Consider the following 25,781-nt stretch of genomic DNA (forward strand, 5'->3'; position numbering starts at 1 on the left):
TTATAAATGACGGCGGTTTTCTCCTTCGAGCAAGACTGCCTCTGCTAAATAGAGAATCCGTTCCATTAAACGAGCGGCTTTGACCTCTTCTTTTTCCCCGCGCTGTGAATACGTAAAGTGATGCTTCAGTTCACTTGGTGAGAAATTAGAGGAGAAGAAAGTCGGCAGCTGCTCTGCCATACGGTATTGTAAAATCGTTCCAAGCAGTTCATCTCGAACCCAGCTTGTCATCGACTCTGCCCCAATATCATCAAGCATTAATATAGGGGTGGATTTGACCATGTTCAGTTTTGATTCTAATGTATGATCGGCTAACGAATTTTTTAGCTCTCTTACAAACTCAGGCACGTACACAAGGAGGGACGGGTATTCCTTCTCCGCTAACTGCTGCGCAATGGCTGCCAGAATATACGTTTTTCCTACTCCAAACTTCCCGTGTAAATATAAGCCCTTTCCTTTGCCTGTCTCGTCATAGCTTTGCAGGAATTGCCCTACTTTTTGAATGACTTCCTGTCTTCCCACAACGTTCAAATCAGCAAACGTTGCTTGAAGAACATTTTGCGGAATGTACATGCTTTTCATGAGCTCTTGCTGTTTTTTCTGTCTATCAAGCCGTTGCTTAACTGGGCATGGAGAATATTCAATATCAATACTCTGACCTTTGATCACAAGCTTCGGGTGATAACCGTCTAAAATCGCATTGACATTCTCTTCATCTAAGCAATATGAACAGCCCTTCGACTGCTGCACATATTCAAAAAGCCGGTTCAAGCTGCGATTAATCATGTCTTCGTGTATGTCTTCTTGGTGCTCCTGTAAAAAGGCTTTTACATTTTCATCAGATAACACACTCTCTTTAATCTGATTGTATCTCACACGAAAATCTACGCGCCCTTTTAGCTGTTCAAATGAACGACCGATCGGTTTCATCCTCATCTCACCTCACCTTAATGTGCATTGTACTTTTTCATATTTTTAAACTGATCTAACAGTTTTTCTTTTTCTCGTTCGAGGTCTTCTGTCGATAGGTTGTCTGTTTGTTCTTTTGCCGGCTGTTCTTTCGTTTCAGTTTCTTTCATCCAGTCAGGAAGTTTCTCTTCACGGACAACTTTCCCTGATCCGTATGTGCTGCGCTGCTTTTTCTGCTGCGCCCATTCTGTCATTTGCCTGTTCTCTTCTTTGGCAATTTTCATAGCCGCCGCTACGGTTTTAATTTTCTTTCTCACCCAATGAGCGGCAATTTTTTGCATATATGTTTTCGACAGCTTCATATCTGTTTTCAGTAATGTATAGTAGATCAAAACATTCATGACCCCTGGCTCTAGCTGCTGCTCAAGCATAATATCCTCGACAATTCTTAAGTCGGCATATGTTGGCTCAATACCGTCAGACATATCTTTTAGTAGTTCCCTAGGCGAAATGTGATCAAGCTTTTCAATCAATTTGGCATCAGGCGTATCTGCTACTGGCGCTTTTGAAGCATCTTGACGCAAGTGTCTCGGCTGTTTTTGATCAATGAGCTTTGGCTGCTCGCCTCTGTATTCAATTTGGTACCAGTCTCTTGCCGCTTTTCTCAGCTCTTCTGTTGAGATCATTTGATCTGAACCGCAGGCACCTGCTACAATATTTTGCATTTGAAGCGGGGTGATGCCGTATACAACGGCTAACTTCTTAATGGTCTCTTTCACCTGCTTTGTCAAAGCCTTTCTTGGAATCATCATATCAGACATGCCCGCTAACAATAGATCGAAATCAAAGGAATCGTCTGAGAGCGGAGCCGGCTGACTCGATCCAACGGTCACATATTCATAGCCCTGATCAAGTGATGACGCCTGATCGATTTCTTCTGTCATCCTGCGTTCGCCTGGCTGCAATACGTGAAAGATTTCTTCGAACGACCGCGAGATGTTCTTTGCCTCTGCCGGAACACCAGGATATGAGAAATAATCACGAAGTTGCATATATTTCGCTTTCTCTACACGATGGTACAGCAGGACATTCAGCATACCATCTTGGAAAAACTCATCTGGTCTTAGCGGCGGCACAAGCTCATATGTAAACAGTCTGCCTTCTTCCGTTTCCTGTTCATATGTGCGGAGTAAACCAATCGCTTCAAGCTTTAAACGTTCCTCAAAAATATCATTCAAATTCGTTTGCAGCATGACCATGAGCTGCCGATGAGGTGCGGGTTTCCCCCACATACGATTTTGTTCCAGCTCTCCCCACAGCGTCATATATAAGCTGAAAGCGGACATGCCTATAAGTGGCTGATATAAAAGAGTGATGAGCTGTCTATCGATGTCACCGAGCAATGAAGCGCTTTTGACGACATACGGATCGACGGCTAGCACTTCCTTCCAATGCTCTGTCATATGCTGATCCTCCCCATGAATTGCAATTGTTTCTATTGTACACCCTTTTTGCGTTTTACGCTTTACGCAGGAAAAAGAGCGTGAAGAATCTTCAGCTCTTTTTTAGCGTTCTTTCTTTAATAAATCTTTTAATTCATCAATAAAGACGTTGATATCTTTAAACTGCCGATAAACCGAGGCAAATCTGACGTAAGACACTTCATCAATTTTTGCCAGCTCGTCCATCACCATTTCACCTACAAGCTCACTTTTCACTTCTGACATGCCTTGATTACGCAATTCTTTTTCGATATTAAAGCAGACATCCTCCAACTGCTTTAAAGCAACAGGACGCTTTTCACACGCTTTAATGAGTCCTCTCAACATCTTTTCGCGACTAAATTCTTCTCGAATTCCTTCTTTTTTCACCACAATCAGTGGTAATTCTTCTAATTTTTCAAACGTCGTAAAGCGATATTGACAGCTTTCGCACTCTCTTCTACGACGGATGGATTTCCCTTCATCTACTGGTCTTGAATCAAGCACCCTTGTGCCAAGGTGCTGACATGTGGGACATTTCATTTCATCAGCTCCGATCTATTCTTGGAAGTTGTTTGTCTAGTTCATCATAAAGGGAAAAAATCGTTTTCTCACTATAGCCAAAATCTGTTGGCAGGGCTGTTTCTGTTGTCACATTAAAATCGACAGCTGTTTCAAAAGGACGAATTGAAATGACAGTCGCTACGAGAAAGGCTTTTTTCGGCATTGTGATATTTGCGCTGATTTCACCTCGTTCTGCTGAAACAGATGTCACTTGATAGGAAGCGTGCCTAGAAAGCATGGCTTCCAACGCTTGAAAAACTTGCGCATTCGTCGATTTGTAATAATGGCTTTTCAGTTCTGACACTGGATGCTCGTCAGATGTTTCTGTATGGTTTGACATGAACCGTTTGAACTTTTGTCCTAAAGTCATATACGTATCCCCTTTGCCATAATGCCTCTTCTTTATTTTATAAAAAAAACCTTTGTTTTCCTAGAACAAAAGTATAGGCAAGTTGGGGAATGTTGGATTTTCTCTGTTAAACAAATATAAAAAGGAGCATAACACAAAGGCATGTCAATGCTTTTGGCCAGCTCCCATTGCGATCTTTTTTATGTTTACAGTGCTTTGGCTTGTGCCTGTTTCACTTGTACAGGTCCCATGCCTCGAGGAATTTCGATGTTTTCTCTTGTTTCAGCACCTAATTCATCTCCGATATGATCTGCTGCGATATTCGGATCTAGGTCGCCGCAAGTATAAACATCTATGCTCGCATAACCATGTTCAGGAAAGCTGTGAATTGTCAGATGTGATTCAGAAATAATGACAACTCCACTTACTCCTTGAGGTGCAAATTTGTGAAAAGCAACCTCTCTTACCTCAGCTCCTGATTTCAAAGCTGCATTTACAAACGTTTTTTCAATAAAATCCATGTCGTTCAGTTTATCACAGTCGCATCCCCATAACTCGGAGATAACGTGACGTCCGATTGTTTCCATCATGGACCCCCCTTAAACAAGAATGAAAGAGTGAAGTTCTAAGCAGCCGGACCGGACATATACCACGGGGGAAAGTTAGTCCAAAGAGGTCCTAACCCTTTAAGTATACCCGAATGAGTCTGCGAACAAGAAGTTCACGAAAAATAGTATACTTTGTTTAGACCCATTTTGCAAGCTGTGTTTTCAATGGGATTTTCTCTCATTCCTTAAAAAGGGACGTTCGTCTTCTTCATTTCAAACAGCAGAAAGCTCTTTCATCTGCGATCCGACAAACTTCACGAGATCCACTACTCTGCATGAATAACCCCATTCATTGTCATACCATGCAAGAACTTTTACTTTTCTATCCCCCATCACCATCGTTGTGAGTCCATCTACGACAGCTGAATAAGGATTCGTATTAAAGTCTGTAGAAACAAGCGGCTCTTCCGTGTAATCTAAAATACCGGATAGAGAAGTTTTTGATGCATTAGAGAAGGCTGCATTGACTTCTTCTGCTGTGACATCTTTTTTCAAATCGACAACAAGATCAACCATCGATACATTAGAAACTGGCACGCGAAGTGCAAGTCCATGTAATTTCCCTTTCATGTGCGGTAGCACTAAAGAAAGCGCTTTAGCGGCACCCGTCGTAGTTGGAATAATGGACTGGGCACATGCTCTTGCCCGGCGTAAATCCTTATGCGGGTTGTCGATATTTTTTTGATCATTTGTATATGCATGAACCGTTGTCATTAAACCGTTGTCGATGCCGAATTCATCATCTAACAATTTGACAACTGGTGCTAAACAGTTTGTTGTACAAGATGCGTTTGAAATAACGACGTGCTTTTCAGGATCAAGATCATCCTCATTGACACCCATTACAATTGTAACGTCTTCATTTTTACCTGGAGCTGTAAGTACGACTTTTTTCGCTCCAGCATCTATATGGCCCATCGCTTGATCTTTCGAATTAAATTTTCCTGTTGCTTCTATGACGATATCAATCCCAAGCTCTCCCCATGGAAGCTGCTTTGGGTCTCTGTTATTGAGCAAAAGCACTCTTTTCCCATTTACAATCAGGGCGTCATCTTCTGCTATCACATCGCATTCGTAACGTCCATGATTTGTGTCATATTTAATTAAATGTGCTAGCGTTTCGGCAGGATAGCTTGCGTTCACCGCTACAATTTGAATTTGATCATCAAGCATTGCTTTTCTGAAGACCATGCGTCCAATTCTGCCAAACCCATTGATCGCTGCTTTTACCTTCATGAACAGGTCACTCCTCTATTATGTGTTATACTCAATAAATTTATTTATGAAATTAGTATATCACATTAGAATGTAATTGCCAGTATATAAACGTATATTTTCTAAAAAGGGCTGTTCTTTTCAAAGGAAATCAGAATAAAGCATAAAAAAAGAAGAGTACGTGTATGTACTCTTACTTATCTGTATGTTCCCATTCATTTAATATGTTCTGCAATTGCTTTCTAATAAAAGCGAGATCTTGTGTGTTTTCTATCACCCGGTCTGCTTTCTTACATTTTTCCTCAAGAGGCTGCTGAGATTGAATCCGATTCAGCGCTTCTTCCTGACTAAGGTCATTTCGATTCATGAGTCGTGATAGCTGTAATTCTGGTGTTGTATACACCACAATAATACGGTCGACGAGACTCTCCAGCTGACTCTCAAATAAAAGCGGGATATCCAGGACAACGAATGTTTCTCGGCTGTTAATTCCTTCATCACGCTGCCTGAGCATTTCTTTTCGCACTTCTGGATGAACGATCGCATTTAACTGCTTTCTTTTCTCTTCATTAGAAAAAATAATGGCTCCCAGCTGCTGCCGGTCCAGCTCTCCATTTGGCAGGAGGACACCTTCACCAAAGGTTTGAACGATATGATGAAGGGCGGGTGTTCCTATGGCGACTGCTTCTTTTGCAATGACATCTGCGTCCACAACCCGGATGCCCTGCTCTTTTATCATCTGCGAGACTGTGCTTTTTCCGCTAGCAATCCCGCCTGTTAATCCAATGACAAGCGTCAATTAGTTTCCTCCTTTACAGCTTCCAAACCCCAATTAATATGAGTAGAAGTCCTGGTAAACATGCGAGTTTATCGATCCAGCGCCAATTTGCCAAGTAATGACCGGCTCGCAGTCCGATACATACAAAAAGTGAACTCATCACTGCGACCGTGATACTCATGACAATTGGAGAAAAGCCTAGAATCGCTGCGCCAATCCCTGCGCCAAATGCATCAATGGATAAAGCAATTCCAAGAAGGACAGCTTCTATCCCATTAATCGTCCCAGATCGGTCAATATCTGCACTTGTCGGCTTTCTTAAAATGTGAATGACGAGCCCAAGCGATTGAACTTCCACATTAAGCAATGTCTTTTCATGAAGAAGCAAATCACGCTCTTTCGCTGGTTTGTAAAATTGATACAGGACCCAAAGGCCGATGGCAATTAAAATGCCTCCCCCAAGTTTATCGGTCACTGAAACAGGGAGAAATGTCGTCAGCAGGCTGCCAATCAGCATAGAAATGAGCAGCACAATCCCTGAGCAGCACGCAATAATGACGATGGCTTTAAACGGGATCCTCATTTTGCGGAGACCATACGTAAAGCCTACAGAAAAGCTGTCGATGCTAACTGCAATAGCTAAAAACAGGAGCGAAATCGAAATCATACCTGAACTCTTCCTTTCTGTTCATGCAACGATGATCAAGAGTCTCTAGGCGTTCTTAGACTCTTCTTCACTATATGAAGAGCAGGTGGGCTGTGTGTCAGTCTACACCTTGCTGAAAAATGAATGTTTTTTATCGTATGCATAGCAAAAAGGAAGCATGCTCATGGTTAAGCTTTATTGAGGACGTTTTTGGCAGGTCACACAAAAGTGAGTGCCGCGCCCTCCGACTACTGTTTTCTCAATGATACTTCCGCATGTTTGGCAAGGCTCTCCCCGCCGGTCATATACAAGAAGCTGCAGCTGAAATGTGCCAATATCTCCTTGTGAGTTGATATAAGAACGAATTGTACTTCCGCCCGCATCTACCGCCACTTGAAGCGTATCGATGATCTGTTTGTGAAGCACTTTGCAGGATTCCAGGCTAAGCTGGTTCGCTTTTGTTTCTGGATGAATCCCTGATTTAAACAGGACCTCATCTACGTAAATGTTACCAAGCCCTACGACAATCTTTTGATCAAGCAGTGCTGTTTTGACGACGCGTGTTGTTTTTTTCAATTGCTCCCATAAATACTCAGGAGTGAACTGTTTATCAAATGGTTCATAGCCCAGCTGTGATAGCGGGAGTTCCTTTTCCTCTTCACCTGGCTGAAATAAATGCATCGTGCCAAATTTACGCACATCATGGTACCTAAGCTCTGTCCCATCTGTAAACGTAAAGACGACGTGTACGTGTTTATCATAAGGCTCATGCGCTTCATGTACACGGTATTTCCCTTCCATCCTTAAATGGGAGACCATTACATAATGGTCTAAATGAAAGAGGAGGAACTTCCCTCTTCTTTCAATGGTTTGTATGGTTTCTCCAACCATTCTTCTTGCGAACTCTTCCGGCTCCCCAGGACGTTTGATGATGTTTGGCCATTTGATATCGACCGTTTCAATCGTCTTTCCTTCGACTAACCGCTTGAGAGTGCGCCGGACGGTTTCAACTTCTGGTAATTCCGGCATGCTCCTCGCTCCTTTTTCTCTCTATGATTTATTTCGCATCGTACCAAGATGCACCTGAAGCAAAATCAACTTTTAGTGGTACATCAAGCTGAAGTGCATTTTCCATAACTTCAGGAACAATCTTTTCAAGGATCGCGATTTCTTCTTTCGGCGCTTCGAAGATCAATTCATCGTGCACCTGTAATAAAAGATTTGTTTGCAGGTTTTCTTCTTTGAGCCTTTTTGCCATATCAATCATCGCTTTTTTAATAATATCGGCTGCGCTACCTTGAATCGGTGTGTTCATGGCTGTTCGTTCTGCAAAGCTTTTGATATTAAAATTACGGCTTGTGATGTCCGGGATATACCGTCTGCGTTTAAGTAGCGTCGTGACGTAGCCTTTTTGTTTCGCTTCCTGGACGATTTCTTCCATATAGGTTTTCACGCCTTTAAAACTTGTTAAATAGCGCTCGATAAATGCGGCGGCTTCTTTTCTTGTGATCCCAAGGTTTTGAGAAAGTCCATAGTCGCTGATTCCGTATACAATACCGAAGTTTACTGCCTTGGCTTGTCTTCTCATCGCGGAAGTCACTTCTTCTTCTGAGACATGGAACACGTCCATCGCTGTTTTCGTGTGAATGTCCATGTCCCTCGTAAATGCTTCGATCAAATTCTCATCTTGTGAAATATGAGCGAGTACACGCAGCTCGATTTGTGAATAGTCAGCTGCAAACATGAGCCAGCCTTCTTTTGAAGGAACGAATGCTTGACGAATCTTCCGTCCTTCTTCTAAACGAATCGGGATGTTTTGAAGGTTTGGATCTGTTGAGCTTAATCTTCCTGTTTGCGTGAGTGCCTGGTTAAATCTTGTATGCACTTTATGGGTATCCTTGCGCGTTACTTTCATTAACCCTTCTACATAGGTCGATTGTAGCTTTCCAATTTGTCTGTAGTGCAGAATGGACCGAATGATTTCATGTTGATCTTCAAGCTTTTCAAGCACATCTGCAGACGTCGAGTAGCCTGTTTTTGTCTTCTTAATAATCGGGAGACCTAATTTTTCAAAAAGGATGACGCCAAGCTGTTTAGGAGAATTAATGTTAAACGTTTCTCCTGCTAAACGGTGAATGGTTTCTTCATATTCTTTGAGCTTTTTCGTTAATTCTTCACCCATGTTCTCTAGGCGCTTTATATCTACCTTGACTCCAAGAGATTCCATTTCACCTAAGATGAGTGCTAGCGGCAGCTCTAAATCTTCATAGAGTTCATGCTGATCATTTTTTTCTAATGCTTCTAGTGTTAAATCATGCAAGGCTGAGATCGCCGCTGCTTTTCGTCCGAGATGTTCTTTCAGTTCATCTTCAGGTGGAATCGCCTGCTTTGCTCCTTTTCCGTATACTTTTTCATCAGAAAGAGCGATATTCAGACCATATTCCTTCGCTACACTTGCGACGTCTTCGTACGATTTCTGCGGGTTGACGACGTAGGAAGCGAGCAGAACATCATTATCGACACCTTTTAGGTCGACATCGTGCCATCTGAGGGCGACAACGGCTCTTTTTGAATCAAAGACCCATTTTTTCTTCGTTTCATCCTGTACCCATTCTTTAAATGCATCTGATTGAAGCGCATCTTCTTTCGTCATAAAAAACGCACCATTTTCATTATGGATCGCAAAACCGATCAAATCCGCTTCGTGATAATTATCTCCAAGCTGTTCTACCACAAGGGCTGCATGATCTGTCAGCATGTCGCTGTTTACAGCTGTCATTTTTTTCACTTCTAATGCGTCTACTTCAACCTGTTCATCTGTTTCTGGTGCTTCTCCTAGACGCTCTAGCAGCGTTTGAAAGCCTAGTTCTTTATAAAGAGAGATCACTTGATCCATATGTGGACCTTCGTAGGCGAGATCTTTGCTCGACACATCAATAGGTGCTTCTACGAGAATGGTCGCCAGCTCTTTACTCATAACTGCTTGCTCTTTAAATTCTTCAAGCTTTTCTTTGAGCTTTTTCCCGCTCACTTCATCAATATGTTCAAGCAAGTTCTCGACTGTTTCAAACTGTTTTAACAATTTAATGGCTGTTTTTTCGCCTACACCTGGGACGCCTGGGATATTATCTGATGAATCTCCCATCAGCCCTTTCATGTCAATGATTTGATCTGGCCGCAGACCATATTTCTCTTCAATATGAGCAGGTGTGTAGTATTCTACTTCTGTGATGCCTTTTTTCGTAATAGCCACTGTCGTATGATCAGTTGAAAGCTGTGTTAAGTCTTTATCTCCTGAGAAGATTTTGACTTCAAAGCCGTCTTTTTCTGCCTCGACAGCCAATGTACCGATAATATCATCTGCCTCGTATTGAGGAAGCTCGTACCTTTTCACCTGATAGGCATCTAATAGTTCACGGATGAATGGCATTTGTTCTGATAGCTCTGGCGGGGTTTTTTGTCTTCCGCCTTTATATTCTTTAAATGTCTCGTGGCGGAACGTTGTTTTTCCCGCATCAAATGCGACGAGCATATGGGTTGGCTTCTCGTCCTCCAGCATTTTCATTAAGATCATCGCAAAGCCATAAATAGCATTTGTATGCACGCCTTTATCATTTGATAATAGCGGCAAAGCAAAAAAGGCTCGATATGCGAGGCTGTTTCCATCCACTAACACTAATTTCTTTTTGTCTGTCATGTTTTAATCCTCCATCGGCTGAGCCATCTCAGCCGTCTCTTTCACACATTGTAACTTCATTTTATCAAAGTTTATTTTGAAAAGAAAATAGTCGAGCCTGCATAAAAAAGGGACGAAAACAACAAGTGTTTTCGTCCTTCCAAAATTGGCTCCTTGGATGAAGGGGTTCCTATTCATCCTATCAATGAATGGTTAACAAAACATGAATTCATTGTAAAGATCATGTAAATTTTAACGTGACATTCCTTTTTTCTCTATGTCGATTTCAAGTTCACTGTAAAAGTCGTTCCTTTCCCTTGTTTGCTGCGGACAGAAATGGTTCCTTCATGCGCCTCCACAAGGTGTTTGACAATGGCAAGACCAAGACCTGTACCGCCTGAATTCCTGCTTCTATCTTTATCAATTCGATAAAATCTCTCAAATATTCGTGGAATCTCATTTTTTTTCATACCGATCCCTGTATCAGCTACATCAAATTCATAGGCACCTTTTCTCGGTCTTGCTGAGATGGTGACACTTCCTCCCTCTGGTGTATAGGTAAGCGCATTATTAACGAGATTGAGGAAAATTTGCTTTAACCTTAGCGGGTCTGCCATGACATAGACCGGTTCTTTTGGGACACGCACGTGTAATTGAATGCCTTTTTCTGTAGCCTTTTGATTTAACAGCACTTGAATTTCTTGGATGATTTCTGTCGCATTGGCTTCTTGAATATTCAGCTTGAATTGCTGCTGCTCAATTTTAGATAGGTCAAGTAAGTCTTGAATCAATGTTTCTAAACGGACACTCTCTTTTAAAATGATAGACAGGAATTCTGTCAGTGCTTCTTTGTCATCAATCGCGCCATCAAGAAGGGTTTCAGAAAATCCTTTAATCGACGTAATTGGTGTTTTTAACTCATGAGACACGTTGGCGACAAAGTCTTTTCGCATCTGCTCAAGCTGCTTCGTTTCTGTCACGTCATGAAACACGAGGACAATGCCTTTCCATTCGTCGTCTGTGCTTAAAATGGGTACACCATCGACTTGGAAGTAGCGGCGCTCAATGTCAACGGCTAGACGTAAAAACTTCCGCACCTTCGTTTCTGTCATGAAAATTTCGTCAATTAATTCGATAATCTCTTCATGGGTAAACGCTTCGTGATACAGCTTGTGCATGTAAATGTGCTTTTGCACCTTAAACTGCTTGCGGAAGGTTCGATTGACGAGGTGGATGTAACCCATCTTATCAATCAATATAATCCCCGCACCAATATTTTCTATGACCGTTTGCAAACGGTCTCTCTGCATTTCACCGGAACTAGTCATTTCTTGAAGACTTCCTGCCAAACGCTTCATGGAAGTATTCAGTTCACTTGTTTCAATCATCAGCTCTTCATAATGATTCGTATCATAGTTCCCGCGTTCTAGCTGTTTGGCTACCTTTGTCGCATAATCAATTGGTTTCACATATTTCATCGACATGCGGTACCCGAAGAAAACGATGATGATAATCGCCGAGCCAAGACAAAAGGCTAAGGCAAGCCAAAGCTGGCCGTCAATTTCATTTAAAGGCTCATATGACGCATGTAGAAATAAATAACCCGCCGGTTCGTTTTGTTTTAAGATCGGGACAGCATAATGGAACAGCGCGTCTTTCTCATCGTCAATGACGACCCCTTTGGTTTGGAGACGTTCATTGTTCAGTGTGTTTTGAATGACGGCCTTTTGTTCTGCTTGGCCCGTTGTATGTATGATATTCCCCTTTACATCCACAATCGACGCATTCATATCAAAATGTTGCTTTGCCTGATTGAGGACCTCTTTGTTTTGCTTCGCCTTTAGATCATCACCATTCATGGAAGACAGGAGAAAGCTCGATTCCTTTTCCATTCGTTCCGTTAATTTTGTTTCATAGAAAACATGGAACATGTGATCTAGGAAAAGACCAAGTGCCACAAACACAATAAAAAGGAGAAAAATGAGTCCCGAAAACAGACGGGTTCTAATTTTACTCATTTGGCTTTGGCTCCTCCAATTTGTAACCTAAGCCGCGAATCGTTTTAATGTATGTTGGTTTTTTCGTGTTTTTTTCAATTTTGTCCCGCAAGTGGCTAATATGGACATCCACAATACGAGTATCACCTGCAAAGTCATAATTCCAAACGGCACTTAGCAATAAATCACGCGTGAGGACACGTCCTTTATGCTTCGCCAAATAAAGCAGTAGTTCAAATTCTTTTGGCGTCAGTTCTAGACGTTCTTCCTGAAAATAGACTTCGTAGTGTTCTGGTAAAATGCGCAATTCACCAATTTTGATTTGATCTGCAATGATCTCTTCTTTCTCCTCTTGCGTGGGGGCAGGCTGAGATTGCTGTGCTCTTCTCAAGATGGCTTTTACCCGAGCACCCACTTCTCTTGGACTGAATGGCTTTGTCATGTAATCATCGGCTCCAAGCTCAAGACCTAGCACCTTATCAAATTCATCGTCCTTTGCTGTCAGCATTAAAATAGGGAACATCATTTTTTGAATTCTCAGTTGTTTGCACACTTCGATGCCGTCCATTTTCGGAAGCATTAAATCTAATACAATGAGATCAGGCTGTTCACTTGCTGCTTTTTCAAGCGCTTCTTCTCCGTCTCTTGCTGTGACGACATCATAGCCCGCTCTTTCAAGGTTATAGCTTAGAAGTGTTACAATCGATTCTTCATCATCCACAACTAATATTTTTTTATTCATGTTGTGCCTCCAATTAGTGATTTCCCCTGCATCCGTTTTTTTTGTATCTTATGTGAAAAGCGAGAAGTCATGCTTTCTCTTTCATTTTAACGAAAGCTTAACAAGAGAACAATTTAAAATTTCGACAAGATTTGTTTTGTAAACAAAAAGAAGACTCCTCATACGAGAAGCCTTCTTTTTTATTCATATTAAGACAATACTTTCATGACATTCTTAACAGATTCAACAGAACGGTCAAGCTGACTTCTTTCTTCTTCTGTCAGCTCAAGCTCGATGATCTGCTCAAGGCCGTTTCCACCTACGATTGTTGGTACACCTAGGTAAATGCCTTCGTAGCCATATTCACCTTCAAGGTAAGCAATCGTTGGCATAACGCGGCGCTGATCTTTAAGGATCGCCTCAACCATTTCGACTAGTGAAGCAGCAGGAGCATAATAGGCACTACCGTTACCTAATAGGTTTACGATTTCGCCGCCACCTTTTCTTGTTCTTTCAACAATTGCATCAATTCGCTCTTTAGGAATCAATGTTTCAAGCGGGATACCGCCTGCATAAGAGTAACGAACAAGAGGAACCATGTCATCGCCATGTCCACCAAGCACAAAGCCCGTCACGTCTTTAACAGATAGGTTTAATTCTTGAGCAACGAACGTACGGAAACGTGCTGTATCAAGAATGCCCGATTGTCCAATGACTTTTTCCTTTGGTAATCCTGATTCTTTATAAACTGCATACGTCATTGCATCAACAGGGTTTGTTAATACAACAATGATCGCTTCTGGAGAATATTTAACGATTTCGCGTGTCACACTACGCATAATTTTTTCATTTGTTGACACGAGATCGTCACGGCTCATTCCCGGCTTTCTTGCAATTCCCGCCGTAATGACGACAACATCAGAACCGGCTGTATCTTCGTAGTTAGAAGTTCCTGTAATGTTTGCATCGAAGCCTTGAACTGGACTAGCTTCCAGCATATCAAGTGCTTTCCCTTTTGTTGGGTTCTCAAGTTGCGGGATATCGACTAATACGACGTCCGCTAATTCTTTTTGAGCCGTTAGAAATGCTGTAGTTGCTCCAGTAAAGCCCGCTCCGATAACAGATACTTTTTTACGCTTGTTTGCCATTTCCTTTTTCCCCTTTAACTTTAAAGTTTAAGAATCAAGACAAGTTTTTGATGAGCTCGTCAGCAAACTCAGAACATTTCACTTCTGTTGCGCCATCCATTAATCTAGCAAAATCGTAAGTAACGACTTTTGATGCAATTGTATTTTCAACAGATTGAATCACTAGATCAGCTGCTTCCTGCCATCCAAGGTGCTCAAGTAAAAGCACGCCTGATAGAAGAACAGAAGATGGGTTCACTTTATCAAGACCAGCATATTTAGGGGCTGTTCCGTGAGTCGCTTCAAAAATAGCGTGTCCTGTTTCGTAGTTGATGTTCGCACCTGGTGCGATACCAATTCCACCAACTTGTGCTGCAAGAGCATCAGAGATGTAATCTCCGTTTAAGTTCATTGTTGCCACAACATCGAACTCAGCTGGACGAGTTAGGATTTGTTGAAGGAAAATATCTGCAATGCTGTCTTTGACAATAATTTTGCCAGCAGCTTCTGCTTCACTTTGCGCTTTGTTTGCCGCATCTTTTCCATCTTGTTCTACAATACGATCATATTGTGCCCATGTAAAGACCTTGTCGCCAAACTCTTTTTCAGCCACTTCGTAGCCCCAGTTTTTGAAGGCTCCTTCTGTGAACTTCATGATGTTTCCTTTGTGAACAAGCGTCACAGACTTACGGCCTTGGTCGATTGCATATTGGATAGCCGCTCTAACAAGGCGAGAAGTTCCTTCTTCAGAAACTGGCTTGATTCCGATACCTGATGTTTCTGGGAAACGGATTTTGTTTACACCTAATTCGTTTTTCAAGAAGTCAATTAACTTCTTCACTTCGTCTGATCCTTTTGCATACTCGATACCAGCATAGATATCTTCTGTATTCTCACGGAAGATGACCATATCTGTGTCTTCTGGACGTTTCACAGGAGACGGTACGCCTTTGAACCAGCGAACTGGACGTAAGCATGTGAAGAGATCAAGCTCTTGTCTAAGTGCCACGTTTAATGAACGGATTCCTCCGCCGATTGGTGTTGTTAGTGGTCCTTTGATTGCGATTAAGTATTCACGAATGTCTTCTAGCGTTTGTTCAGGAAGCCATTCTCCAGTTTTATTGTAAGCTTTCTCACCTGCATATACTTCTTTCCAAGTGATTTGTTTTTCACCTTTATATGCTTTTTCTACAGCTGCTTCAAGTACTCTTGATGCTGCTTTCCAAATGTCAGGACCGATTCCGTCCCCTTCGATAAACGGGATAATTGGATTATTTGGTACATTCAATACGCCGCCAGTAACTGTAATTTTTTCGCCTTGTGACAATGATATTACCTCCCAGGTTATGTAGTGAATATTTGAAACTTCTTGGCTTGATGTCTGCAAGCGAAGAAGTTGTTCACGTGTTTCGTTTTTTGTTGATATAGAGGCTGATTGGCCTTTCCGAGATCAGCCCCTGCTTATTCTATAAACATTAGTCTCTTTCACTGATCGGAACAAACGTTTGAAGATCAGGTCCAATGTAGTCAGCTCTTGGACGGATGAGACGGTTGTTGTCATACTGCTCTAAAATGTGAGCAATCCATCCAGAGAATCGGCTGATCACGAAAATTGGTGTAAACAAGTCATGATCAATCCCAAGACTGTGATATACAGATGCAGAATAAAAATCAACATTTGGTGGAAGATTTTTCTCTGATGTCACGATTTCCTCTGCGCGAACAGACATTTCATACCATTTCGGCTCGCCAGTCAGGTTTGTTAAACGCTGGCTCATTTCTTTTAGATGCTTTGCACGCGGGTCACCTTGGCGGTATACGCGGTGGCCAAAGCCCATAATTTTTTCTTTCTTCTCTAGCTTACCATGAATATAGGAATCTACGTTTTCAACTTCGCCAATTTCTGAAAGCATCTTCATCACGCCTTCGTTGGCTCCGCCATGAAGTGGTCCTTTTAGTGCACCGATAGCCGCTGTTACACCAGAGTAGATATCTGATAGTGTAGCAACACATACACGTGCTGTAAATGTCGATGCGTTTAATTCATGGTCCGCATGTAGAATGAGTGCCTTATCAATTGCCTCAATTTCTACTGGTGAAGGCTCTTCGCCATTTAGCATATACAAGAAGTTTGCAGCATAGCTGTATTCTTCTTTTGGCTGTACAGGCTCAAGTCCCTTACGAATACGTGAAAATGCAGCGACTAGTCCAGAAATTTTCGCCTGTAAGCGAATGGCTTTTCTGTAATTCGCTTCTTTGTCCATAATCTCTGATTCGTCATCAAGTAATCCTAGTAAGGATACCGCTGTACGAATCGCAGACATTGGATGAACCCCATCCAGCGAATACGATTTAAAGTGCTCAATGATTTCTTGCGGAATGTGAGCATTTTCGTTGAGCTGCTGTTTTAACTCGCTCAGCTCTTGCTCATTCGGCAGCTTTAAGTGCCATAACAGGTAGACAATTTCTTCGAAAGTAGCTTTTTCAGTTAAATCATCGATATTGTACCCTACGTAAGTAAGAGTATCATCAATAATTGAGCTTACGGATGAAGTTGTTGCCACGATACCTTCAAGACCTCTTGTTGCTGTCATGTTCAATCTCCCCTTTTTAAAAAGATTCCCCTTCGTTGCAGAATTCTCGCTTTTTGAAAGCGCTATCCAATCCGAATAAAATGGCAGGTTCAGAAAAGAAAATGCTTACATTTACCTATACGGTTAGAGCGCTTTTAGCCTCATCTCTCTTGTGTGATCAATGAGTTCAAAATTAAGCCTATTCCCATTATAAACAATAATCAGACATTTGTTAAATGTTTAACTATAATTTTTTTTGATATTTTTTTTTCCAGTCTTCCATATCAGGCATGGAATAAAGGGATTTTGCTTCTTTTATTATATTTAATTATGTTTTTTTGCAAAAGCTCACGCAAGAAAAAAATAAAAAAAAGAAAGTGGCATGAACCACTCTCTTTTCAACCGCTGAAAAATTTCACAGCCTGCATCGCCAAATAAGCAATTCCTGCTCCGATCAGCGGACCGACAGCTACACCTTTGAATAAGCTGACTGCCAAAATCGTCCCGAACACAAGCGCTGTCGTGATATGCGGATCATTCTCGAGTAGCACAATACCGTTTTTTGCAATTAATGCTACTAATATACCCGCTCCAAGTGCAATCCAAGCATAAGAAGATTTCACAGCTTCTCCAAGCTGTTTAAATCCAATGTCTCCTGTTGCAATAGGGACAAGTACAGCAATAGTAATAACGGTGACCCCCCAATTGATGCCTTTCGATTGAAGAACCGGGAAAATCTTTTGATCCAAACCAATCAGCTTAATCCCAATGAGCACAGAAACCGCTAAAATTAATGAATTGTTTTTTGCAATAAGTGCAATAACGAGTAAAAGAACCAAAAATAAATTTGCTTGAGTAAACATACGCCGCCCCTTCCTTTCTTTTTATTGCGACCTTTTCATATTACTAATCTTTTTGAATAAAATGAAGTATCGGACATGCTTGTTTTTTTGGAGGGGATTGTGTGAATCACACCTATATGGCCATTTTTCTACGAAGTTTGATGATGATCAGCATTGCTGTATTTTCGGTTGTCTTTTTATATCAGTCTTTTCCTTTTTTATATCCTTTTTGGATTGCACTTATTGTCTCCTGCCTCATTCACCCTGTCGTATGCAAAATAGAAGAGATCACCGGAATGCCGAGAGGATTCGTTGTAGTCATTGTACTACTGCTCTTTTTCGTAGTAGCCGCCGGTTTCATCACACTCTTAGTAGCAGAAATCATTTCAGGAAGTGCTTATTTGGCAAAGGTTCTGCCTGGTCACCTTGATCAAATGATTGGGATTGTTGAACGGTTTTTTACAAATAAGATCCTGCCTTTATATCATGATGTAACCGCCCAATTTAATACGCTGCAATCAGGTCAAAAGGAATCGATTTTGGGACAAATCCAAGCGCTAGGGGATGAAGCTGCTGCAAAGATAGGGACTTTTCTTTCAAAAACACTCGAGCTTATCCCGGCTTTTTTGGGTCTTTTGCCTGATGCAGCCGCAACTCTTTTGTTTTCTGCACTGGCGACTTTTTTTATCACGAAAGATTGGTTTACTTTAAAAAAATATGGTTCTCGTATCTTTCCCGCAAAATGGATGCAGCATACGCGTGCCATTTTATCTGAAATCAAAAAAGCCATTACCGGTTTTATGAAGGCGCAGCTTCTGCTTGTTGCGATGACCATCGGCCTTGTCATCATTGGACTGATCATCTTAAAAGTCGAGCACGCCCTTGTCATTGCTTTATGTATTGGGTTTGTCGATTTACTTCCTTATATCGGGAGCGGCACTGTTTTTCTGCCATGGATCATTTACTCTGCTATGACAGGAAACCTTTCACTCGCCATCGGGCTCGGTATTTTGTATATTGTCGTGCTCATTCAAAGACAAGTATCAGAGCCAAAAGTCTTAAGCAAATCCATTGGGCTTAATCCTTTAGCCACTCTTGTGGCACTCTTTGTCGGGTTAAAATGGCTCGGTTTCCTCGGACTCGTCATTGGCCCTGCTTCTCTTGTCGTGTGGCAAGCATTTCGTAATGCAGGTGTTTTCAGCGATATCTATCAGTACATTCGGTATGGCATGCAAAAATAAAAGAGACCTTTAGTTCAAGGTCTCTTTAGCGAATAATTGTATAGCGATTGCGATTAGACATGTTTCTAAGCCAGCGTTCAAAAAGCGGCTTGATTTGCTTTCTCGTCATCGGAATAAGCAGCAGCGCCCCGATGATATCTGATAAGAAGCCGGGAATGAGCAGCAGCAGACCGCCGATTAGAATGCAGAAACCATCGACAATCGTTACCCCTGGCATTTTGCCATATTGTAAATCTCTTTGCACTTTTTGAAAAGCTTCAATTCCTTGTTTTCTTGCAAAATAAGCGCCTAAAGCACTCGTGAGTACGATCAACAGCATCGTTGGCAAAATGCCAATGATTTTACTTGATATTAGAAATAAACTGATTTCCACGGCAGGGAACAGAATTAATAATAGTAGCAAATATTTTTTCAAGCCATATCACCTCATGGGGTATCTTTCACCCGAAAGCTATTTTACTTTTTTAGTGTAACATAAAAAAAGAGAGGAGTCAGACAACTCCCCTCGTGTGTATCATTTAAAGGACGCTTGCACGACCTTTGTAGATCGCTCCGCGTGCCGGATCTACTGTAATTTCTTCGCCTTCTTTTAGCAATGTTGTAGCTCCATCAAGACCTACAATCACTGGAATGCCAAGGCTGAGTCCAACGACTGCTGCATGGCTTGTTAAGCCGCCTTCTTCAGTGATTAAGGCAGATGCTTTCTCTAAAGCACCCATCATATCACGATCTGTACAGTTTGCGACAAGAATCGCACCATCGTACATTTTTTCTTCTGCTTCTTTTCCGCTTTGTGCAATGACAACCGGTCCAAACGCAGATTTACGGCCAATTCCTTGACCTTTCGCAATGATGTCACCGACAACATACACTTTCATTAAGTTTGTTGTACCTGTTTCACCAACTGGCACACCAGCTGTAATAACGATTAAATCGCCATGTCTCACGTATCCTGTTTCAATCGATTTCTCGACTGCATTCTCAAGCATTTCATCAGTAGACGTTGTTTTTGATCCACTCTTTGCAAATACACCGAATACAAGAGATAGCTTTCTTGCAACTGATTCGTTTGCTGTGACTGCTACGATCGGTGCTTTTGGTCTATATTTTGAAATCATTCTCGCTGTATGACCGCTTTCCGTAGGTGTCACAATCGCTGCCACGTCAAGCTTCATCGCTGTATGTGCAACAGATTGACCGATGGCATCTGTAATGCTGACATCTACTTCTTCACTTCTGCGAGAAAGAATGGCTTTATAGTTGAGTGCATCTTCTGAACGTGATGCAATGTTATGCATTGTTTGTACAGCTTCCACTGGATACGTTCCTGCTGCTGTTTCACCAGAAAGCATAATCGCATCTGTACCATCAAAAATGGCATTTGCCACATCGCTTGCTTCCGCACGAGTTGGACGAGGATTACGCTGCATGCTGTCAAGCATTTGGGTTGCTGTGATGACAGGTTTCCCTAAGCGATTGCATTTTTTGATGAGCATTTTTTGTACAAGCGGTACTTCTTCTGCAGGGATCTCTACACCAAGATCTCCACGCGCAACCATTAATCCGTCTGATACCTCAAGGATTTCATCGATGTTATCAACACCCTCTTGGTTTTCAATCTTAGGAATGATTTGAATGTCAGCCGCATTATTCTTTTCAAGAAGCTCACGAATTTCAAGAACATCAGAAGCTCGTCTCACAAAAGAAGCTGCGATGAAATCGACGCCTTGTTCAATTCCGAACAGAATATCATTGGCATCTTTTTCTGTAATACCTGGCAGGTTCACACTTACACCTGGTACGTTTACACCTTTTTTGTTTTTGAGCGTGCCTGTATTCATGACCTTTGTGACGATTTCTTTGCGGTCCATGTTCAGTTCTTTCACTTCTAAACCAATGAGACCATCATCTAAAAGGATTGTTGAACCCACTTCTACATCATGGATCAGATCTTCATATGTCACACTAATTTTTTCCGCATTTCCAACAATGTCTTCCATACTTACGATAAGATCTGCACCAGCGATTAGCTCAATTGAGCCGTTTTCAACTGTACGTGTACGGATCTCTGGACCTTTTGTATCAAGAAGGATCGCAATGTCCTTGCCTAATGTTTTCCCTGCTTTACGAATGTTTTCGATGCGTGCACCATGCTCTTCAAAATCTCCATGAGAGAAGTTTAGTCTGGCTACATTCATTCCTGCTTCAATCAATTCAGTCAGCTTTTCAATGGTTTCACTTGCTGGACCGATTGTACAAACGATTTTTGTCTTTCTCATTACTGTTCCTCCTAAGGTCTTCTCGTTTTATATAGAGAGCTCTTGTGAAAGTCGGTACATATTTTGATCGACTGTATGTTTTTTATCTAAGATATCTAAAATATCGTGGTGAACGAGTTCGTTGCTTTGAATACCCACACAGCGTCCGCCTTTTCCTTCAAGAAGAAGCTCTACTGCGTATGCTCCTAAACGGCTTGCGAGTACTCGGTCAAACGCACTTGGAGAACCTCCGCGCTGAATATGTCCTAAGACAGATACACGGGTGTCAAGGTTTGTCTCCTCTTCAATCCGCTTACCAAACTCAACACCGCTGCCTACGCCTTCTGCGACGATGATGATACTGTGCTTCTTGCCGCGCTCGTGCCCTCTTCTTAACCTCGCGATAATTTCATCCATGTCATAGTCTGCTTCAGGAATCAAAATCGATTCGGCTCCGCCTGCAAGACCTGACCAAAGAGCAATATCACCAGCATGTCTTCCCATTACCTCCACTACATATGTACGTTCATGAGATGTGGCTGTATCACGAATTTTATCAATGGCGTCAATGACTGTATTCAGTGCTGTATCAAAGCCAATAGTGAAATCAGTACCTGGGATATCGTTGTCGATTGTACCTGGGACACCTACACATGGAAAGCCGAGTTCCGTTAATTTCTTCGCTCCCATGAATGAACCGTCTCCGCCGATCACAACAAGTCCTTCAATACCGAATTTTTTTAAGTTCTCAATGCCTTTTTCACGACCTTCAACTGTCTTGAATTCAGGGCATCTTGCCGTGTAAAGTTTTGTTCCTCCACGATGAATAATATCGCCAACTGAACCTATTTCAAGTTTCTCAATTTTACCGTTAATTAGACCTGAATATCCATTATAAATACCGTAAACTTCAACATTATGGTAAATTGCTTTCCTTACAACTGCGCGCACAGCTGCATTCATTCCTGGGGAATCCCCACCGCTCGTTAAAACTCCTATACGCTTCATCTTTTTCACCTCAGAGACCATATATGAATTAAACATACCATTTCCACTGCTTGAAAACAATCATGAGCAAAACAGGATGTTTTCAATTTGTATTTCTAAAACCGTCCTTATTATACAATTAAATAAACCGTTTTTAAACAAAAGTTAAGAAAGTCATGAAAGTAATTCTTTCAAAAACGAGGATGATCCATCCCTCAAAAGCCCACTGCATCAAGGTTTTCAGACGTTTCAAACTTTATGAAAACAAAAGAAAATTATTTTCAAATAGCGCTTACATGAGGACGGATTTCATAAGAAAAGATGAAAAAAAATAAACGCCAGCCAAAAAGGCTGTACGTTTATTTAGTTTACCCCAATATATTGATTTTCAACCGATACTTTCCCGATTGCTTTGTATTTTTGATATCTTTGTTCGACTAGTTCTTCAGGTGTTAGTTTGAGCAAAGATGTAAGTGACTGTTTTAATGTCGTTTCAATGTAGGCTGCTTGTTGTTTCACGTCTCGGTGTGCTCCGCCTTGCACTTCTTTAATAACATCATCTATAATATCTAATTCTTTTAGGTCTGGAGCCGTAATCTTCATTGATTCTGCAGCTTTTTTCGCAAGTGATGAGTCCTTCCAGAGCAGTGCTGCTGCACCTTCAGGTGAAATCACTGAATACGTTGAATTCTCTAGCATGTATAGGTGGTTTCCTACGCCTAAGCCTAGTGCGCCGCCACTTCCGCCTTCTCCAATGACAATACAGACAACCGGTACACGAAGTCCTGCCATTTCGAATAGGTTTTTCGCAATTGCTTCACTTTGCCCGCGTTCTTCAGCTGCTTTACCAGGATAAGCTCCTTTTGTATCAATAAAGCAAATGATCGGACGATTAAATTTATCTGCTTGTTTCATCAAGCGCAGCGCTTTACGGTAGCCTTCTGGATGAGGCATTCCGAAATTACGGCGCAAGTTTTCTTTTGTATCTTTACCGCGCTGATGGCCAATCACTGTAACAGGAAGCCCTTTAAACGTGGCAATTCCTCCAACGATCGCTTCATCATCGCCATAAAAGCGGTCACCGTGACACTCGAAAAAGTTGTCAAACAGCTCCTGAATGTAATCGAGAGTTGTTGGGCGCATCGCATGACGAGCAATCTGTACTCTGTCCCACGGCTTTAAATTTGTATAAATGTCTGCTTCAAGTTTGCTCAGACGTGTTTCAAGACGCTCAATTTCTGCACTTAAATCCATTTCTGAGTTTTGTGTGAACTTTTTCAGTTCATCAATTTTCGCTCGAAGTTCAATGACAGGTTTTTCAAATTCTAGTTCTCCAGCCACTCTCGTTCACCTCCTGTGCTGTGTAGTGCTAAGATTCGGCCTAATGTTTCTTTCATCTCTGCACGATGAATGACAGCATCCAGCTGTCCATGCTTCAGCAAAAATTCAGCCGTTTGGAAGTCCTCTGGCAGGTCTTCACGAATTGTTTGTTCAATGATTCTACGACCTGCAAACCCAATTAAAGCACCAGGTTCTGCAAAGTTGTAATCACCAAGAGACGCGAAACTAGCTGATACACCGCCAGTTGTTGGGTTCGTCATCACAGAGATAATCAAACCTTGTTCCTCGCTGAACAGTTTTAATGCTGAGCTTGTTTTTGCCATCTGCATAAGACTGAGGATTCCCTCTTGCATTCTCGCTCCGCCTGATGCAGTAAAGATGATAAATGGCACCTTGTCCGCTTTTGCTTTCTCAATCGCAAGTGTGATCTTTTCACCAACAACTGAGCCCATGCTGCCCATACGGAATGTGGCATCCATGACAGCGATCACAGCACGCTTGCCATCAATTTCACCTTGACCTGTGACAATGGCTTCATTCAAAGATGTTTTTTCTCTGTCTTTCTCAAGCTTTTCTTCGTAGCCTGGGAAACCGAGCGGGTTTTCTGAGATCAGGTGCCCATTAAATTCTTCAAATGTGCCTTCGTCAACAAGGCTGTCAATACGTTGTTTTGCATTCATTTGCAAATGCCGGCCGCAATTCATGCAAACACGTAAATTTTTATCTAGTTCTTTGGTGAGCATTATTTTTTTACATTGCGGACATTTGGTCATGATGCCTTCAGGCACATCTTGACTTGCCTGTTCAGAGGGTACAGATGCATATTTTTTCTTTTTACTGAAAATATTTTTGATTGACAAATGACTACCTCCCTTTTTGAAGGGTTTTTTCTTTACACGCACATCCACTATTATAGGACATGTCATAACTGTACCGAAACTATTGTACTTTTTTTGTCAAACGCTGTCATCCTTCATTCAATTTTTTCAGTGGGGAATTGATGAGAAATGAGTATGTGTTTGGGGCGCTGAGCAGTTGATATATGTGAATTGTGAACGTCTACAAAAAAATATCATTTCGGATGAAAAAATTTTCGCATATGAGAGGAAATGGTGCACGTCTTTCCTCCAATTTCAGAAAGAACGTGCACACTTTTCCAATTGATTATTCGCCGATAATCGTTAATTTTCTTGTTTTTTCAGCGACTTCTTCTGGGTCAACTTTGATTCTTGCAACGCCAGTTTCCATTGCTGCTTTTGCTACTGCTTTTGCTACCGCTGGTGCTACACGTGCATCAAATGGTTCAGGGATGACGTATTCAGCTGACAATTTATCATCTGAAACAAGAGAAGCAATTGCTTCTACGGCTGCAATTTTCATTTCTTCGTTAATGTGAGTTGCACGTACATCTAATGCTCCGCGGAAAATTCCTGGGAATGCTAGTACGTTGTTTACTTGGTTCGGGAAATCAGAACGGCCAGTTCCTACAACACTTGCACCTGCTGCATGTGCATCTTCTGGCATGATCTCTGGATTAGGATTCGCCATTGCGAAGATGACAGGATCTTTTGCCATTTTGCCAACCATTTCTTTTGTTAGAGCGCCTGCTGCTGAAACTCCGATGAAAACGTCAGCGCCTTCAATGACTTCTTCTAATGAACCTTCTTTACGGTCTTGGTTCGTGAATTTAGCCACTTCATTTTTCACTGCATTCATACCGTTCGGGCGGCCTTCGTAAATTGCGCCTTTTGTATCACACATGATGATATCACGTACACCGAAATGATATAGAAGCTTGATAATCGCAATTCCCGCGGCTCCAGCGCCGTTTGCCACCACTTTGATAGAGGACATTGATTTTCCAGACAGTTTCAGTGCATTTACAAGTCCTGCTACTGTCACAATCGCTGTTCCATGCTGATCATCGTGGAACACTGGAATGTTTGTCTCTTTTTTCAAGCGTTCTTCGATAATGAAACAGTTTGGAGCTGCAATATCTTCAAGGTTGACACCGCCAAACGTTGGCTCAAGAAGCTTTACTGTTTCAACGATTTTGTCTACATCGTTTGTCGCAAGCGCGATTGGGAAGGCATCAACGCCAGCGAAGCTTTTGAATAATACAGCTTTTCCTTCCATTACTGGAAGAGATGCTTCTGCACCAATATTTCCAAGCCCTAAAACAGCGCTTCCGTCTGTGACAACAGCGACCATATTGCCTTTCATTGTATAATCATACACTTTGCTTGTGTCGTCATAAATATCTTTACATGGTTCTGCAACACCAGGTGAGTAAGCCAAGCTCAAGTCTTTCGCATTTTTCACTTGTACTTTTGATTTTGATTCAAGTTTGCCTTGATTCTCTTTGTGCATATGTAATGCTTCTTCTCTTAATGACATGTGATGAACACTCCTTCAAGTGGAAAATGATTTAATGAATTGCTAAGTTGATAAGCACATACTGGCAGTTT

The 25,781-nt window shown here is 41.8% G+C and carries 23 protein-coding genes; 1 reads left to right on the forward strand and 22 read right to left on the reverse strand.

Features of this window, described 5'->3' with window-relative positions:
- The 16 genes from dnaI to MHI35_RS13010 form a co-directional block, all read right to left on the reverse strand.
- Positions 1 to 930, reverse strand: a complete 930-nt coding sequence (gene dnaI, locus MHI35_RS12935; RefSeq protein ID WP_144520925.1) for a primosomal protein DnaI — start codon at positions 928 to 930, stop codon at positions 1 to 3.
- Between the two features lie 17 nt (positions 931 to 947).
- Positions 948 to 2,372, reverse strand: coding sequence for a replication initiation and membrane attachment family protein (locus tag MHI35_RS12940; protein ID WP_211062897.1), 1,425 nt, complete (start codon positions 2,370 to 2,372; stop codon positions 948 to 950).
- 102 nt (positions 2,373 to 2,474) lie between these two features.
- A complete protein-coding gene (nrdR, locus tag MHI35_RS12945; protein WP_003216720.1) occupies positions 2,475 to 2,933 on the reverse strand; it encodes a transcriptional regulator NrdR in 459 nt (152 codons plus the stop codon).
- 4 nt (positions 2,934 to 2,937) lie between these two features.
- On the reverse strand, positions 2,938 to 3,324 hold the full coding sequence (locus MHI35_RS12950; protein ID WP_144557253.1) for a cytosolic protein: 387 nt from the start codon (positions 3,322 to 3,324) through the stop codon (positions 2,938 to 2,940).
- 185 nt (positions 3,325 to 3,509) lie between these two features.
- On the reverse strand, positions 3,510 to 3,890 hold the full coding sequence (gene speD, locus MHI35_RS12955; protein ID WP_003216492.1) for an adenosylmethionine decarboxylase: 381 nt from the start codon (positions 3,888 to 3,890) through the stop codon (positions 3,510 to 3,512).
- A gap of 234 nt (positions 3,891 to 4,124) precedes the next feature.
- Positions 4,125 to 5,147 (reverse strand): glyceraldehyde-3-phosphate dehydrogenase, encoded by a 1,023-nt coding sequence (locus tag MHI35_RS12960; RefSeq protein ID WP_144520931.1) that lies wholly within the window; start codon positions 5,145 to 5,147, stop codon positions 4,125 to 4,127.
- 172 nt (positions 5,148 to 5,319) lie between these two features.
- Positions 5,320 to 5,925: a dephospho-CoA kinase gene (coaE, locus tag MHI35_RS12965; RefSeq protein WP_335348987.1), complete on the reverse strand. Its 606-nt coding sequence runs from the start codon at positions 5,923 to 5,925 to the stop codon at positions 5,320 to 5,322.
- A gap of 13 nt (positions 5,926 to 5,938) precedes the next feature.
- Positions 5,939 to 6,571, reverse strand: coding sequence for a sporulation membrane protein YtaF (gene ytaF / locus MHI35_RS12970; protein WP_003216274.1), 633 nt, complete (start codon positions 6,569 to 6,571; stop codon positions 5,939 to 5,941).
- A gap of 174 nt (positions 6,572 to 6,745) precedes the next feature.
- A complete protein-coding gene (gene mutM / locus MHI35_RS12975; RefSeq protein ID WP_058015095.1) occupies positions 6,746 to 7,579 on the reverse strand; it encodes a DNA-formamidopyrimidine glycosylase in 834 nt (277 codons plus the stop codon).
- Positions 7,580 to 7,607: 28 nt separating this feature from the next.
- Positions 7,608 to 10,247 (reverse strand): DNA polymerase I, encoded by a 2,640-nt coding sequence (polA, locus tag MHI35_RS12980; protein WP_335348986.1) that lies wholly within the window; start codon positions 10,245 to 10,247, stop codon positions 7,608 to 7,610.
- Between the two features lie 254 nt (positions 10,248 to 10,501).
- Positions 10,502 to 12,244 carry a two-component system histidine kinase PnpS gene (gene pnpS / locus MHI35_RS12985; protein ID WP_335348985.1) on the reverse strand — a complete coding sequence of 581 codons (1,743 nt, stop codon included), beginning with the start codon at positions 12,242 to 12,244 and terminating at the stop codon, positions 10,502 to 10,504.
- Positions 12,237 to 12,965: a response regulator transcription factor gene (locus tag MHI35_RS12990; protein WP_012010858.1), complete on the reverse strand. Its 729-nt coding sequence runs from the start codon at positions 12,963 to 12,965 to the stop codon at positions 12,237 to 12,239. The genes pnpS and MHI35_RS12990 overlap by 8 nt, the downstream gene beginning before the upstream one ends.
- A 188-nt stretch (positions 12,966 to 13,153) precedes the next feature.
- Positions 13,154 to 14,092 carry a malate dehydrogenase gene (gene mdh / locus MHI35_RS12995; RefSeq protein ID WP_007501693.1) on the reverse strand — a complete coding sequence of 313 codons (939 nt, stop codon included), beginning with the start codon at positions 14,090 to 14,092 and terminating at the stop codon, positions 13,154 to 13,156.
- A 34-nt stretch (positions 14,093 to 14,126) separates the two neighbouring features.
- Entirely contained in the window at positions 14,127 to 15,398 is a 1,272-nt protein-coding gene (gene icd, locus MHI35_RS13000) for an NADP-dependent isocitrate dehydrogenase (RefSeq protein WP_012010859.1), read from the reverse strand.
- Between the two features lie 148 nt (positions 15,399 to 15,546).
- Complete coding sequence (gene citZ, locus MHI35_RS13005; protein WP_008346063.1) at positions 15,547 to 16,665, reverse strand: citrate synthase; 1,119 nt, start codon at positions 16,663 to 16,665, stop codon at positions 15,547 to 15,549.
- 377 nt (positions 16,666 to 17,042) lie between these two features.
- On the reverse strand, positions 17,043 to 17,507 hold the full coding sequence (locus MHI35_RS13010) for a DUF441 domain-containing protein (protein WP_012010861.1): 465 nt from the start codon (positions 17,505 to 17,507) through the stop codon (positions 17,043 to 17,045).
- Between the two features lie 101 nt (positions 17,508 to 17,608).
- Here MHI35_RS13010 and ytvI point away from each other — a divergent pair, with 101 nt between their 5' ends.
- A complete protein-coding gene (gene ytvI / locus MHI35_RS13015) occupies positions 17,609 to 18,727 on the forward strand; it encodes a sporulation integral membrane protein YtvI (protein WP_335348984.1) in 1,119 nt (372 codons plus the stop codon).
- A gap of 25 nt (positions 18,728 to 18,752) precedes the next feature.
- On the opposite strand, the gene MHI35_RS13020 is transcribed toward ytvI, so the two are convergent.
- The 6 genes from MHI35_RS13020 to MHI35_RS13045 form a co-directional block, all read right to left on the reverse strand.
- On the reverse strand, positions 18,753 to 19,142 hold the full coding sequence (locus tag MHI35_RS13020) for an FxsA family protein (RefSeq protein ID WP_012010863.1): 390 nt from the start codon (positions 19,140 to 19,142) through the stop codon (positions 18,753 to 18,755).
- Between the two features lie 103 nt (positions 19,143 to 19,245).
- Positions 19,246 to 21,006 carry a pyruvate kinase gene (gene pyk / locus MHI35_RS13025; protein ID WP_144520943.1) on the reverse strand — a complete coding sequence of 587 codons (1,761 nt, stop codon included), beginning with the start codon at positions 21,004 to 21,006 and terminating at the stop codon, positions 19,246 to 19,248.
- A 27-nt stretch (positions 21,007 to 21,033) separates the two neighbouring features.
- Positions 21,034 to 21,993, reverse strand: a complete 960-nt coding sequence (gene pfkA, locus MHI35_RS13030) for a 6-phosphofructokinase (protein ID WP_144520945.1) — start codon at positions 21,991 to 21,993, stop codon at positions 21,034 to 21,036.
- Between the two features lie 342 nt (positions 21,994 to 22,335).
- Positions 22,336 to 23,313: an acetyl-CoA carboxylase carboxyl transferase subunit alpha gene (gene accA / locus MHI35_RS13035; protein WP_088004233.1), complete on the reverse strand. Its 978-nt coding sequence runs from the start codon at positions 23,311 to 23,313 to the stop codon at positions 22,336 to 22,338.
- Positions 23,298 to 24,173 carry an acetyl-CoA carboxylase, carboxyltransferase subunit beta gene (gene accD / locus MHI35_RS13040; RefSeq protein ID WP_144520947.1) on the reverse strand — a complete coding sequence of 292 codons (876 nt, stop codon included), beginning with the start codon at positions 24,171 to 24,173 and terminating at the stop codon, positions 23,298 to 23,300. Before accD ends, accA begins: the two co-directional genes overlap by 16 nt.
- A gap of 304 nt (positions 24,174 to 24,477) precedes the next feature.
- On the reverse strand, positions 24,478 to 25,710 hold the full coding sequence (locus MHI35_RS13045) for an NAD(P)-dependent malic enzyme (RefSeq protein WP_050943586.1): 1,233 nt from the start codon (positions 25,708 to 25,710) through the stop codon (positions 24,478 to 24,480).
- Positions 25,711 to 25,781: the final 71 nt, after the last annotated feature.

Source organism: Bacillus sp. FSL K6-3459, assembly GCF_038003305.1.
Lineage (GTDB): Bacteria > Bacillota > Bacilli > Bacillales > Bacillaceae > Bacillus > Bacillus pumilus_O.